A 14,450-nucleotide genomic window follows, 5' to 3' on the forward strand; every position below is an offset into this window, starting at 1 on the left:
CGGATTGGGAAGATCCACGACGGGGCGGTATGCAGAGCGCTGTTGTTCTCGAGGGACCCGCGCGGGGGTGACGGTGGCCGCGAACGGCCGCGCCGCGCCCGGCCCGCAGGGCGAAGGAGACCCACGGCGGTGCGACCGTGACGCTGGACCGCAACGCCTGGGACGCCCCGGTCGCCGTGATCGGCTGACCAACCGCCTTGCGAGGCGGCCTACTTGACGGGCGGGATCACCGCGTTGGCGAGCTTGAGGACGTAGCGCATGTCGGCCCCCTGGGTGGTCGTCGGGTTGAACGAGTAGACCATGCGGCGCTGCAGGTCACGGGTGGCGAAGGCGCCGCTGGTCCAGCCCGGGCGCGAGCCGGTCTTGCCCCAGAGGGTCACCCCGTTGATCTCGGTGCGGACCAGGCCCTTGCTCATGCAGGCGCGCTGCTGGCCGGGCATGCACTGCGGGTTGTTCACGTTGGGCACGTCGGGGACGGTGAAGAGTAGCTCCTGCTGGGCCGCGGGCAGCAGTCGGCCCTGGAACAGTGCGGTGAGGAAGCGGTCCAGGTCAGGGGCGCTGGAGATCAGACCGCCCTCGGCCCAGGGCCACGGGCTCTGCTCGGTGACGTCGACCTGGTGGCCGGTGCCGTCCGGGTCGGGGACCGTCAGGTAGGCGTGGGCCGCCGGGCGGGCCAGCCGGGCGTCGTCGCGGTCCGGGACGGCGGTGTCGCGCAGGCGCAGCGGCTGGATGATCCGGTGCTTGACCTCGTGCGCGTAGGAGTGGCCGGTGGCCTTCTCGATCAGCAGGCCGGCGATGAAGGTGTTGAAGCCGTTGTACTGCTGGCCGGTGCCCGGAGCGAAGATCATCTGCTGGCCGGCGAGGGTGGCGACCACCTGCTCGGGCGTCCAGCTGTCGAAGCGGTGCTCGACGAACCAGCCGGGCGTGCCGTCGCCCCAGGCACCGCTGCTGCCGTGCGGCAGACCCGAGGTGTGGTCCAGGAGTTGACCGACCTTCACCGGCGGGAAGTCGGCCGGCAGCAGACCCGGAAGGTACTGCTGGACGGTGCCCTCCAGGTCCAGCCGGTGCTCCGCGACCAGCTGGAGCACCACCGTCGCGGTGAACACCTTCGAGATCGACCCGATCCGGAACCGCCCCTCCGGGTCCGGCGCCGCTCCCGTCGCCCGGTCGCCGATGCCACCCGAGGTCTCGAACTGCCCACCGCTGCCCGCGACGCGCACCAGTACGCCGTTGACATCGGCGGTCGGGAAGCCGGCCACCACCTGCCGGACCGCCGCCCGGTCGAACGGCGGCAGCGAGACGGCGGACGAGGCCGTGGCCGACGCCACGGGTGCCGCCACCGCCGCCCCTCCGGTCCCCACGACCACGGCGGCGAGCAACGCTCCCGCAACCGCGAGAGTGGTCCAACGGCGGTTGCGCGCAAGGGTGTTCACGTTTCGGTGCTCCAGGTTCGTCGTCGATCGCTTCGTTCTGGAACGAGTCTCGCCGAGACCGGCCGCAGTGCCATCCGGGGCCGACCCTGACCGCACCCCGGCTCCGTGCCCTGACCTGCCGTCAGGGTCGGGGCCCGGTCTGCGGCCAGCCGAGGGCGGCTGCGGTGTAGAGGTCCTGGAGGGTGATCGGGCCCTCGTCGGCGGTCCGGTTCATGTAGTCGATCACCTGGCGGACCTGGGCCGGACTGGGCGCGACGCCCTCCGGGGTGCCGTACAGGTCACCGACGACGGCGGTGGCGCCGTCGGCGGAGCCGCCGCCGAGTTCGGCCAGCCGCGCGGCCGCCCGGAGGTCGCCCGGGGTGGGGACGGGGCCGTCGGGGAGCAGCCGGACGGCGGCGACCGCCTGGCGGACCTGGGGGGCGTTCGGCGCGCTGCCCTCGGGGGTGCCGAGGACCTCGCCGAGGAGGCCGGCGGCACCCCCGATGGAGCCGCCGCCGAGTTCGACCAGGCGGTGGGCGGCCCGGAGGTCGGCAGGGGTGGGGACGGAGTGCTCGCCGAAGGCGGTCCGCACCAGCCGTACGGTGCCGGTGAGTTGATCCTTCTGCCCGGGGGTGGCGGTCGCGTGGGAGAACGGCGGGTCGGCCGGCGGGAGGGCCTGGAGGACGTCGCGGACCAGGCCCGGGTCCTCGTCGAAGCGCAGTTCGCCGGTGCGGTTGTCCGGGGTGAAGGCCAGCTGGTGGTCGCCCGGCCGGTCGGCCCCGGTGGTGTCGGAGAGCGGGATGTCGACGATGAAGGGCAGCACGCCCCCCTCCTTGACCGGGTCGCGCTCTCCGTCGAAGAGGGTCACCTCCACCTGGACCGCACCGGAGTAACGGGCCATCGGATTGGGGTACTTGCCGTTGGAGACGATCTGTCCCGCGTCGCCGTGGGTGTCGCCCTCGCGCCAGGTCCGCTGGGCGCCGCCGGTGAGGGCCGGGCTGTGGGCGGGGGCACCGGGGATCTTGGCCCCGGCCTGGGCCCGCAGGCCCGCGTTCTTCACCGACTGGTCGGTCTGGACCGTACCGGCGGTGCTCGAGTTGGCCGGGCTCGACTCGACCTTGTCGTCGTTCGTCCCGTGCTCCAGGGAGACCACCTTCAGGCCGACCTCGACGCCCTTGCCGCCGCCGAGCGTGAGCCGCGAGGTCGGCAGGGTCGCCGACACGTCAGCACCCTGGGTGGCGCTGTTGAAGAGGGCCGAGAGCTGGCTGTGCGAGGTGACCGCGCCGACCACGGGCTCCATGTTCTCCCAGGTGGACTTGCCGAAGTACTCCGGGCCGCGCAGCCGCACCAGGTCCTGGACGCCGCCGACGTCCCCGAGGAAGCGCAGCACGTCGCTGTCGCGCAGCCCGCCCTCCCAGATCCGCTCCGGCGGGATCCGGACCTCGGTCGGCGCGGGCGCCTCGGTCGGCAGGACCAGGGGCGGCCTGTCGGTGGTCGGCTTCGCGCCGGCGGGCGGCACGGTCTCGCTGGTCTCGACGATCGTCTCGAAGCCGACCGTCGCGGTGCGCCGCTCGAAGGTGGAGGGGCCGATCAACGGCGTCCGGGTGATGGTGAACTGGAGCTCGGCCTCGCCCTGGTAGGCGCTGCCGGGCACCTTGGCCTTGGTGGCCGAGCCGGCCGAGGTGGCGGAGTTGTGGGCCTCGCTGTGGTCCTGGCCCTTGCCGCCGGTGCCGGTCAGACCGGCCGTCACCGAGACGGGTGCCCCGGGCACCGGGACGGAGGTCGCGACCGCGAGCCGGCCCTGGTGGCTCTCGCCCTTGCCCTTGGAGTCCGCGACCGAGTGCTGGACGTCCGTACCGGTGTTGAACTCGGTGGTCCCGGAGCCGCCCAGGTGGTCCATCTTGCCGCCGAGCACCGCGGTGACCCGGACGGTGGTGTTGCCGTGCTGGACGACGATCGCGTCCCCGGCGGTCATGCCCTTGAGGCGGGCCTGGAGGCGGTCGGGGGTCAGCTCCTGGTCCAGCTTGCGGCGGATGCCGTCGCGGTCGCCGCCGAACGGGTCGGCCTTCACCTTCGGCTGCGGGACCAGCTTTCCGCCGATTCCGGGCACCGGGGCGGGCTTCCGCTTCGCCTCGACCTCGGACAGGATCGACTGACCGAGCGTCATGCCGTCGACCCGCGGCCGGCCGGCGGGCAGGTGGACGTCGGTGACCACCGCCGAGGAGTCGAGACGCTTGCCGTCGACGTAGCCCTTCGGCTGCTTCGGCGGTTCGGGGGCCTTCTGGTCCTCGGCACCTTCAACGTCCTTGGGAGGAACGGCCGGTGACTTCGGGTCGGCGTCGCTCTTCGGGTCGGCGTCGCGCATCGGGACGGCCACCCGCGCCGTGGAGCCGACCGGCACGGTGACCGAGCCGTCGTCGATGCCGAGCCGCTTGAACGAGACCTTGACGTCGTACTCCACGCCGACGTCGAAGAACGCGGCCTCCTCGGTGTGCTTGGCCCGGTTGGAGGTCGAGCCGATGACCTCCACACCGTTGGCGTAGGTGCGGTCCGTCCGGTGGCCGTAGCCGCCGGTGACGTCCACCGGCGGGGTCTTCACCTTGACCTGGCCGCCGTACTCCGTGCGGGTGCGGTGGTCCTGGACGGTGCCGTGGCCCCGGGAGGTCCGGCTGCCCGACTCGAACTCGTAACTCCCCACCTTGGAATGGTACTTGGCGGCACCCAGTTTGGCCGTGACGGTGACCTCGGCCTTCCAGGTGGTACCCGACACCGTCTCGGTGATCTTCCCGCCCCGGGTGAGCTGGGAGAGCTGGGTCTTGAGCGCGACCCGGTCGAAGGCTTCGTCGATCCGCTGCCGGACCTCCTCGGACGGCTCTCCGTACTTGTCCTTGAGCACGTCCTCCACTTCGGCGCGGACCTTGTCTGCGCCGCTCAGGGTGTGGACGACGTAGGAGGCGTTCAGCTCGTGCCGCTCGCTCATCCGGGTCGGCGGGGCGTGGTCCTCCTTGGGACCGTCACCGTCATCGGCCGGGGCCGGGGCCGGGGCTTCAGCGGCCGGGGCCGGGCCCTCGGGCGGGGTGGCGGCCGGGCGCTTGAAGGCGACCGCACCGTCCTCGTGCTTCGGCGTCGGCTTCTTGACGGTGTCGAGGGCGTCCATGCTCACCTCGACGTCGAGCGGGGCCGAGGCGTCGCCGTCGCGGCCGGGCGTCTCGCCGTGCTTGCCGAAGTGCACGTCGACCATCAGCCTGGCGCCGTAGACCACCTGCGGCGCCTTGTACTTGCCGCTGGCGTAGACCCGGTCGGCGCGGCGGCCCTGGGCCCCGACGCGGTCCCGCTGGTGGCCGGAGGCGGTGGCGACGAAGTCGGCGGGGGGCGTGCCGTCCTTGGCGGAGAAACCCAGGTGGCCGTTGCCGGCGACGGTGCGCGACATCAACTGCCGGTCCACCCCGAAGGAGCCCGTCTCGTTCACCACGTTGAGCTCGGCACTGGTGTCGTCGCGGCGGTACGCCATCTGCTCGACCCGGGCGGTGGCCGTGATCACCAGGTCCTTCTTCCCCGGGACCTTGATCTCCAGCGGCTCGCCCCGGGTCATGCCGGTCAGCCTGGCAGCGAGGTTGGGCTGGCTGAAGCCCTGCAGCACCTGGTCCCTGACGGCGTCCCAGTCGTCGCCGAACTCCGCCCTGCCCTTCGCGTCCACGGCGTTGCGCAGCGCGGCGGTGCTCTCCAGGTCACGGACGACGACGGTCTCGCCGAGGCCGCCGCCCTCCTTCCAGACGGAGTCCGGCGGGCTGGAGATCTGCTCGGGCTGCGGGGTGGCGGGCTTGTCCGGCGTGGTGGTGTCGGCCTCGTCCACCATGAGCTTGACGTCCGCCGAACCCGCCTGGTGCGCGTCGGGCTTGCCGTTGAACGTCATGGTGAACTCGACGGTGCCGTCGTAACGGACGCCCGGCACCTTGGACTTGACGGTCAGTTGGGAGACCCGGTTGTTCCCCGAGATCTCGATCCGGTCCTGGCCCAGCCGTCCGGCGCCACCGCCGTTGATCAGGGCCGCGCCGGGCTTCAGGCCCAGCCCCAGCCCGAACTGCCCGGCGTGGCCACGGTTCTCGGCGGTGCTGCGGACCTGCTGGACGGTGGTGCCGATGTTGAACTCGGTGGTCGTCGGGACGCCGGTCTGGCGGAGGCCGCCGAGCCTGGCACTGATCTCCACCGTGCCGAGCGGCTTGCCGTTCCGGTCGGTGAGCGTGACGGTGGTCGGCTCGCCGGCCGTCATGCTCTTCAAGTCCGTCTGGAGACGGGCGAAGTCGACCTCGGAGAGCACCTTGTCCCGCATCGCGGGCCAGTCCTTGCCGAACTCCTTCTCCCCCGCCGCCTTCACCTGGTCGAGCAGCGCCTCCACCGGCCGGCCACGCTGGGGGCCGCCCTCGGGGCCGCCGTGCGGGGAGAGGTCCAGCACGATCTCCTGGCCGCCGATCCTGCCCCCCTGAAGCCGCGGCGGCGCCGTCCTGACCTGGTCGGCGGGCACCGTGTCGAGGGTCTGCGGCACCGCGACGGTCACGCCGAGGTCCACCGTGCTGGTGTCCTTGCCGGCCTCGGGGTGGACCGGCTTGCCGTCGTGGCGCAGGTCGGAGAAGTCCAGTTCCAGCTTCATCGTGGAGTCGAAGACGTCGACCGGCACGGAGGTCTTGGACCGTGCCACCATCCCGCCGAGGTCGACGTTGACCCGGCCCTGGCCACGGTCGTGGAAGTACCCGGCAAGCTGGGCGGGTTCGGCGATGCCGGCCGTCTGGCGGGTCTGCAGGCCGAGGTTGAACCCCCACTGGGAGTTCTTGGTGCCGCCGAGGGAGACCGTGCGGTCGGCCCCGTTCTCGAACTCGATCTTCAGCGGCTCCTGGGGCTTCTGCGGGTCGTTGGTCTTTTTGAGGTCGGACGCGGTGACGGCGCCGCTCAGCTTCACGCCACCGCTGAAGCCGTTGCCCTCGAAGGGGACCGTCACTGTCTCACCCCGGGAGAGCGCACCGACGATCGGGCGCAGGGTCGCCGGGCTGAAGTGGGCGTCGGCGAAGGCCTTGACCACGGCCGGGTCGCCCGGCACGGCCTGGGTGAGGACGGCGACGACCTGGTTCCGGACGGCCTGCTCGTTCTTGCTGAGGCCGACCACGAGATCGGAACCGGCGATCGGACGAGGGGCCGACGGGTCCTGCTTCGGGGGCTCCTGGGGCTCGTCGTCCTTGGGAGGCTCGGGCTGGTCGTTCTCCTTCGGCGGCTCCTGGGACTCGTCGTCCTTCGGGCGCTCGGGCTGGTCGTTCTCCTTCGGCGGCTCCTGGGACTCGTCGTCCTTCGGGCGCTCGGGCTGGTCGTTCTCCTTCGGCGGCTCCTGGGGCTTGTCGTTCTCCTTCGGAGGCTCGGGCTTGTCGTTCTCCTTCGGTGTGGTCTCGGTGTCCGGCTTCGGCGTGGTCGCGGGCCCATGGGCGACCGGGGCCGGGCCACTGCCGTCGTAGTGCTCGCCGCGGTGATAGACCGTCACCGGCCGCCCGGTGCTCGGGCCGAAGACCGCCAGGGGGACGCCGGCGTGGTTGACCACGCGCAGGCGGAGGCCCAGCGCGTGGGCCGCGGCGGCCGGCAGCATCTCGCCGTGGTCCGTGCCCCAGCTGCCCTCCCAGGACCCCACCGTCCTGAGCAGGCCCGCCCGTTCCTGCTCCGTCGGCGGCGGCGCGTTGGCGGTGATGTGGTCGACGACGATCTGTTGGAGCTCCGGGAGGTTCATCCCCGTGAAGTTGGCCTCGGCGCCCTCGGGGAGGTACTGGACCAGTTCCGCCTCGATGATCCTCGTCCGACTGGGCAGCTGGCCACGGTAGTTGGAGACGATCTCCGACGGCCAGCTCTCCGGCGGCAGCCCGCTGAAGTGGGCCTCGATCCGGGACTGCAACTGCTGCGCCGCACTCCCCTGCGCCGATGAAGACCCGTCCACCAGGCCGGGTGCGCTGACGGCGAGCGAGTGCAGCAGGCAGAGGCCGTCGCCCGGCACCGGCACCCGCGGCCCGGGCGGCAGGAAGCCGGCGTCCGAGCCGGGGCGCTCGGGGGCGCGGCGCTCGGGGGCGCGGCGTTCGGTGGCGGGGTCGTGGTCCGGGTCGGCATGGGGCTCGGGCGTGGTGGGCGCGCGGTCGGGGCCGAGGGGGACGGCGAAGACGCCGTTGTCGCCGTTGTGGAGCGGCTGCTTGCCCCGGCGGCCGGTCTGCGGGTCGACGTAGGTGACGGTGCCGTTGTGGTTCACGGCGGTCCAGGAGTGCGAGCGGCCGTCGGCGTCGACGGTGGTGACGGCAGCCGAGGAGCCGTGGCCGGTCCGGACGAGGGTCCGCTCCAACCGGTCGAAGGCGGCCGGGCCGTTGCCGAGGTCGGAGAAGCGGGCGCCGAGGTTCTCCTCGATGCGGTCGCGGCCGTTCCGCTCGCCGAGCGCGGACGGGTTGCCGTCGGCGTCGAGGTCGGGCGTCCTGGCGGCGGCGGGAGTGGGGTTGCCGTGGAAGGTGTCGAGGAAGGCGAGGGTGGCGTCGACGCAGTTGTTGCTGCGGCCAGGGGAGTTGGGCCCGTCGCCGTTGATGGCCGCGGTCCAGTCCCCCTTGTTGGGGTCGAGGTACGGGTCGTTCGGGTCGCGCGGCGGGAGTGCCTGCTTCAGGCGCTCGCGGTCCTGGCTGGTCGGATCGGTCAGACCGCCCTCACCACCCCGAGGACGGCCGGCCGTGGCGGGCGGACGGGGCGTCGACGGAGCCCCGGGGGTGGGGGTGGGAGCGGCACTACGCTCCGGGCGCGGGCGAACGGGGGTGGGCGTCGGGGCGGGCTCGGGCTTGGCCTTCGCCGTCGGCGCGGGCGTGGGCGTGGGCGTGGTGACGGGCGCCGCCTCCTGCGAACCGGCGCTGCGGCGGCCACCGTTGACGGGGCCGAGCGCCATGGGGCTGACGGGTGCCTGAACCGGGGCCTCGGCCGACCGGGCGGGCGGCACCGACGGACCGTCAGGAGTGCTCGGGGCGGCGGCAGTCTCGTGGGACGGCGCCCGCATCGCGGTCGGACCGCCGCTCGCGAGGCGGACTCCGTCGGTGTGCGGCGCACCTGCGGTGTGGCCGGAGTTCGGAGCGCCATCGCCTCGCGGCGGCGCGGACGAGGCCGGAGCGTGGGAACTCTCCTGCGGGGAGGGCCTGTTGTCCGATACCGGGGCGGACTCGTGCGACGGCGACGGCGACGGAGCCTCGGACCGTGGAGACGGAGTCTCGGGCCGCGGGGACGGCGCCTCGGCGTGCGGAGTCGGTGTCTCGGCGCGCGGGGCTGTGGTCTCCGTGTGCGGGGTCGGCACCGTGGGAGCGGGAGTGGTGTCCGGGGCGCTACGCGGAGCCGGAGGCTCGTACGGGGCGAGCGGGGACGGGGCTTCCGTACGCGGGGTGGTGGTGCTCGGGCCCTGGTAGGGGGTGGTGTCCCGGGTCGGGTTCGGGGTGACGGTGTCGTGGCCGGGGGTGGCAAAGGTGCGCGGGGCGTCGGGGTTGCGGGGTGTAGGCGTGGGCGCGTGGGTCGTGCCACCGTCCGACGCGGGGCCGCGCGAGGCGGGAGCGTCGAAGTCGCCGCCGCCACGGGTGTGGTGGCCGTCGCTGCCGATCGGGGAGAGCATCGACGGGTCGACCTCGGTGCCGTTCCCGTGGGTGTCGGGCTTGCCCGGGGAGGATGCCCCGTGCTCACCGTTCGAGGAACCGTTGCCACCCGCGCCTCCGGACGTACTGTTCCCCGAACTCCCCTCCCCCGAACCTGAGTTGTCCGTACCGACCGCACCCGGACCGTCGCCGCCGCCCCCGGTGAAGTCGGAGGCGTCGGGGATGTCCGAGGAGTTGAACTTCCCCTTGAGCGCGGAAGCCCCCCGCATGATGGCCGGACTGCCCGCCCCGCTCAACGCGGACCCACCCAGCCCCGAGGGATCGACCTCGCCGGTGAGCGCGAACTGCGTGAACGCGTCCGCACCGACGTCCGTGATCGCGCCCTCGACCATCTGCGCCGGCAGGGAGTCCATCCGCTTGCCGATCAGCTTGTTGCCCGCCGCGCCGAGCCCCTTGCCGAGCACACCACCGGCCGCGCCACCGATCGCACCACCGGCCGCGCTCATCCCGAGCTCCTTGCCGTCCAGCTCCTTACGGTTGCCCGCCGCCAACTGGATCGACTGAGCGAGCAAGTTGATGGCGACCTCCTGGAAGGCCTCCTTCAACGCCAAGATGATGATCTCCTTGGCCAGCTTCTTCAGAATCTGCTGGACCGTCATCTTGCTGACCTGGATCGCCGCCGGGATCGCCGCCATCGACGCACCCGCCGTCACCGGCGCCGCCGCCTCCGCCGTCGCGATCTCGAACGCCAGAATGCCCAACTGCGCCACGATCGAGATCTTCGCGGTCTCCGTGGAGTTGGCCATCGCCTCCAGGCTGTCGGCCATCGAATTGCACGCCTTGACCATCCCAGGGAAGAAGCCGGGCTTCTTCCCGTCGGCCGGCAGGGTGAGCGTCTCCCACTTCTTCGACAACTCGTCCATCGCGCCGCCCTGCTGACCGTCCAGCGCGCGCTTCATCGCCGAATCGGCGGCCCGCCCGCCCTCCTCCACGGACGCCGCGGCGGACCGCCAACGGCGGGCCATGTCCCGCATCAGATCCTCGTCGCCCTCGGGCCAACGCGAACCGGCCAGCAGCATCAGCACCCACTGCAGGGGCTCCGGGAGTTCGACAGCCATCTTGGACCCGTACCCCTATACGAAAGACAGTTGACCGACGGAACAGCGCGCACGCGAACCTCAATCAATCCGTCCCGCATGACCACGGGGTGCCGCCGAGCGGCAGCGGAAGCGACCAGCAGGTTAAGGGAGTTGGACGATCCCCGCCCACAGGCCGCTTCCCCTTGACAACCCCGAAAAGGCAAGAGCCCTTCGGGCAACACCACATGCCCCAGAGGGCAACGCGCCTCAGCCGATGGTCAGCACCCGGTCACCGAAGTCAGCGACCATGCGGAGCCGGCCTCCGAGGGCCTCGACGTAGGCACGCACCGTCGCGAGGGCGGCGGCATCGAGGTCACCGCTCTCCAACCGGGACACATTGGGCTGGGTGATGCCGATGATCTCGGCGACCTCGACCTGGGTCAGATGCTGCCCCAGGCGGCTCACGGCTGCCGTCAGGCGCGGCAGGTGCCGGTGGTCCAGTCGATGGGGGCGGTGGGCTGGGAGTGGTGCCACTCGGGGGTGAGGAGGTCGCGGTCGAGTTGGGTGGCGGCGGTGGGGTCCTCGACGATGTAGCCGAAGTCCTGGAGCCAGGCGGGGTAGAGGTTCTTGGAGCCGATGTAGAAGGCCGAGTCGTCGACCGCGACCAGCTTGTGGTGCAGGGCGTACGGGCGGCCGTCGGCCCAGGTGGGGGTGGGGGCGGCGCGGAAGGTGGCGAGTTGGAGGTTGCCGCACATCGTGGTGGTGGCCTTGCCCTGACTGCCCGTCAGGGCGGCGAGCCGGGCCTTGAGGACGTCGCTGATCTCGGTGAGCGACTTGATCTGGGAGTAGCCGCCGCTGCCGACGGTGCCGCGGTTGGCCGGGTCACTGACCACGATCCGCACCTTGACGCCGGCCGCCAACTTGGCCGCGAGCAGGTCGTAGAGACGGGAGTCGTAGCGGGCCAGCGGCGGGCAGGTGGAGTTGAGGTCCTGCTGGGAGATCTCGACGTGCCGCCGGGCGCTGCCGATGAGGGCGCGCAGGGCGTTCTCCTCGGGATTGACCGTCTCGTAGTCACGGTTGGCGTTGGTGTTGTCGGCGAGGGTGAGCGGGCCGCACTTGGCGTCGGCCGCGCCGGGGACCGGTCCGGGCCGGTAAACAGACTTGGGGTCTTTGTCCTTGATCCCGACACCGAGACCGCCGACGGCGATCACCGGGACGTTGCCGGTGGCGAGCGCGACCGGGTTGAGCTCGCGCTCGATCGACGGGCGGCAGGCGCCGCCGTCGGAGGAGGCGAACCAGGCCAGGTCGAAGACGCCGGTCCGGCTGCAGGTCCACTCCCAGAGGGTGTCCAGGTACCGGGCGGCGGAGGTGGCGGCGGGGCCGGTCAGCGCGAGGTCGACGTCCGAGACGGGGTGGGTGGTGTCGAGGTAGTCGTTCTTCCAGCCGTTGATGCCACCGGCGATGACGGTGCGTCCGTCGACCACCAGCAGCTTGGAGTGGTTCCAGGCGAAGGCGGTGCGCGAGGTGGTCATCGAGGCGATGTTGAGGCTGACCGACGCAGCCGCCGGGCCGAGCTTGGCGATCAGCTCGTCGCGGTAGCGGGCGGGGATCACCGTGGAGTGGTAGACCGGCGCGGCGCCGGCCAGGATCCGTACGACCGGGCGGTGCCCGGCCGCCACCGAGGCCTTGAGGCCGGCCACCAGGGCGTCCTGGAAGCCCCCTTCGGGGAACGGCGCGAGGGTCGATACGTCGACGGTCCGGGTGGCGGCCGCGACGTCCGCGGTCATCTTGGCGAGCAGCGCGCGGGTGCCCGGCCGGTCGGTGCAGGTGGGGTCGCCCCAGCAGCCGGGCGTCTGGAGCAGCCAGCCCGCCGGGTCCCCGGCCATCCCGGCGAGGCTGTTGCCCTCGGTGCGCTGCCAGACCGTGCCCTCCAATCCGGGCGAGACCTCCCGCAGTACGCGCTCGACGGCGTCGAGGTGGTCGGTGCCCAGGCTTCCGGCCGCGCCCGCGCCGGCGCCGGCATGGGCCGGCAGGGCGGGTGCGAGGGCGAGCAGGGCGCCGGTGGCAGTGGCGAGGACGGCGTGCAGGGCACGGACGGGGCGGCGGGAGCCGGGTCGGGACACGTGACGATCCTTCAGAATGTGCTGTGTGGTGTGTAGTTCACCGCTCGGACACCCTGAGATTACTGAGGGGTAACATCCCTTCACATCCCCCCTCCGGCCCCCGCCGTTCGACGGGCGCCTGCCCCGTCGCCCGGTCGCCGATGCCACCCGAGGCCTCGAACTGCCCACCGCTGCCCGCGACGTAGACCAGCGCGCCGTTCACGTCGGCGGTCGGGAAGCTGGCCAGCGCCTGCCGGACCGCCGCCCGGTCGAACGGCGGCAGCGAGACGGCGGACGACGCCGCGGGTGCCGCCGCAGGTGCGGCCACAGCCGCCCCTCCGGTCCCCACGACCACGGCGGCGAGCAACGCTCCCGCGACCGCAAGGGTGGTCCAACGGCGGCTGTGCACAAGGGTGTTCACGTTTCGGTACTCCTGGCCGGTCGTCACTGCCCTCCGTCCCGACCGAGCCTGTCCGACCAACGCCGCGCCGCCATCGGGGATCAACCCCGACCGCTCCCTGGCACCGTTCCCCGATCTTCCGTCAGGGTCGGTCCGTCGGACGCTTCTTGTGTAAAAGGTTGACCGCACGCACCCGCTGGTGCACGCTGCCGCCATCAACTCCTGAACGGCCCTGTACATGCCGGAACGGCTTCCGCATTTTGTTAGCGCTAACAATCGTGGCGGAGCCGTGGGCCGGTGCCCTGAATTCCTGTCCACCCACAGCGAAGGAAGAGCTCATGAAACGCAGGTCGTCACTCCCCACCACGCTGGCGTCGTTGCTCGCCGTCGTGGCCACGGTCAGCATGGCGCTGGGCTCCGGCCCGAGCGCTGCCGCCGCCCCGGCCCGGGCCGACGCCGCCCCGGTCGCAGCAGCCGCCGCACCCGCCACCGCCGGCGGCCTCGCCGCCGGAAGCGGCGGCTGCGGCAAGGCGCCGTCGCTGTCCAGCGGCTCCCGCACCATCACCAGCAGCGGCCAGAACCGCAGTTACATCCTGCAGGTCCCCGCCAACTACGACCAGAACCGCGCCTACCGGGTGGTCTTCGGCTTCCACTGGCGGGGCGGTTCCGCCAACGACGTCGACTCCGGCGGCACCGACGGCTACAACTGGTCCTACTACGGGCTCAGGAAGCTGGCGGACAGCGACAACAACGGCACCATCTTCGTCGCGCCCCAGGGCTTCGACGCCGGGTGGGCCAACTCCAACGGCCGGGACGTCACCTTCGTCGACGACATGGTCCGTCAGATCGAGGACGGCCTCTGCGTCGACACCACCCAGCTCTTCGCGGGCGGCTTCAGCTTCGGCGGCGGGATGAGCTACGCGCTCGCCTGCGCCCGGGCCACGGTCTTCCGCGCGGTCGCGGTCTACGCCGGGGCCAACATCAGCGGGTGCAGCGGCGGTTCCCAGCCGATCGCGTACATGGGCCTGCACGGCCTGCGCGACAACGTGCTGCCGATCGACCTGGGCCGGGGCCTGCGCGACCAGTTCGTCCGCAACAACGGCTGCACCCCGCAGAACCCGCCGGAGCCGGCCCCGGGCAGCCTGACCCACGTCGTCACCACCTACTCCGGCTGCAAGTCCGGGTACCCGGTGGTCTGGGCCGCGTTCGACGGTGCGGGCCACGACCCGGGCCCGATCGACGGGTCCACCGGTGACGGCTGGCGCACCTGGACCTCCGGCGAGGTCTGGAAGTTCTTCAGCCAGTTCGGCTCCGGCACCACCCCGCCGAACCCGAACCCCGGCACCGGCCAGCAGCTCGTCGGCCAGGCGTCCGGCCGCTGCGTGGACGTCCCCGGCTCCGCCACCACCAACGGCACCCAGACCCAGCTCTGGGACTGCCACGGCAACACCAACCAGCGCTTCACCCTGACCTCGGGCAAGCAGCTCATGGTCTACGGCAACAAGTGCCTGGACGCCTCGGCCAAGGGCACCAGCAACGGCACCGCGGTGGTGATCTGGGACTGCAACGGCCAGACGAACCAGCAGTGGAACGTCAACTCCAACGGCTCGATCACCGGTGTCCAGTCGGGCCTGTGCCTGGACGCCACCGGCACCGCCACGGCGAACGGGACCAAGGTCCAGCTCTGGGCCTGCTCGGGCGCGGGCAACCAGCAGTGGACCCTGCGCAGTTGACCAGGGCTCCGGGGTCGGGGGGGGGGGGGGGCGGGGGCCCCCCCCCCCCGGGGGCGCCCCCCGGGCCCCGGGGGCCCCCGCCCGGGTGGGCCG

General features: G+C 72.3%; 6 protein-coding genes. 1 reads left to right on the top strand and 5 read right to left on the bottom strand.

Annotation, left to right across the window (positions count from 1 at the left end; all coding sequences use genetic code 11):
- Positions 1-209: 209 nt before the first annotated feature.
- The 5 genes from ACZ6ZR_RS11130 to ACZ6ZR_RS11150 form a co-directional block, all read right to left on the bottom strand.
- Positions 210-1,433, bottom strand: a complete 1,224-nt coding sequence (locus ACZ6ZR_RS11130) for a serine hydrolase domain-containing protein (protein WP_465641642.1) — start codon at positions 1,431-1,433, stop codon at positions 210-212.
- 121 nt (positions 1,434-1,554) lie between these two features.
- Positions 1,555-10,161 carry a toxin glutamine deamidase domain-containing protein gene (locus ACZ6ZR_RS11135; RefSeq protein ID WP_465641643.1) on the bottom strand — a complete coding sequence of 2,869 codons (8,607 nt, stop codon included), beginning with the start codon at positions 10,159-10,161 and terminating at the stop codon, positions 1,555-1,557.
- 228 nt (positions 10,162-10,389) lie between these two features.
- Positions 10,390-10,587 (bottom strand): XRE family transcriptional regulator, encoded by a 198-nt coding sequence (locus ACZ6ZR_RS11140; RefSeq protein WP_465641645.1) that lies wholly within the window; start codon positions 10,585-10,587, stop codon positions 10,390-10,392.
- An 8-nt stretch (positions 10,588-10,595) separates the two neighbouring features.
- Entirely contained in the window at positions 10,596-12,245 is a 1,650-nt protein-coding gene (locus ACZ6ZR_RS11145) for a phospholipase D-like domain-containing protein (RefSeq protein ID WP_465641647.1), read from the bottom strand.
- 37 nt (positions 12,246-12,282) lie between these two features.
- A complete protein-coding gene (locus ACZ6ZR_RS11150; protein ID WP_465641649.1) occupies positions 12,283-12,645 on the bottom strand; it encodes a hypothetical protein in 363 nt (120 codons plus the stop codon).
- Between the two features lie 383 nt (positions 12,646-13,028).
- Here ACZ6ZR_RS11150 and ACZ6ZR_RS11155 point away from each other — a divergent pair, with 383 nt between their 5' ends.
- On the top strand, positions 13,029-14,357 hold the full coding sequence (locus tag ACZ6ZR_RS11155; protein WP_465641873.1) for a ricin-type beta-trefoil lectin domain protein: 1,329 nt from the start codon (positions 13,029-13,031) through the stop codon (positions 14,355-14,357).
- Positions 14,358-14,450: the final 93 nt, after the last annotated feature.

The sequence above is a fragment of the Kitasatospora sp. NPDC088742 genome (genome assembly GCF_055584905.1).

What these genes read in the sequence shown, in the direction of transcription:
- ACZ6ZR_RS11155 (WP_465641873.1), top strand. Translation starts at nt 13,029, where the DNA reads ATGGCGCTGGGCTCCGGCCCGAGCGCTGCCGCCGCCCCGGCCCGGGCC.
- ACZ6ZR_RS11135 (WP_465641643.1), bottom strand. Translation starts at nt 10,161, where the DNA reads ATGGCTGTCGAACTCCCGGAGCCCCTGCAGTGGGTGCTGATGCTGCTG.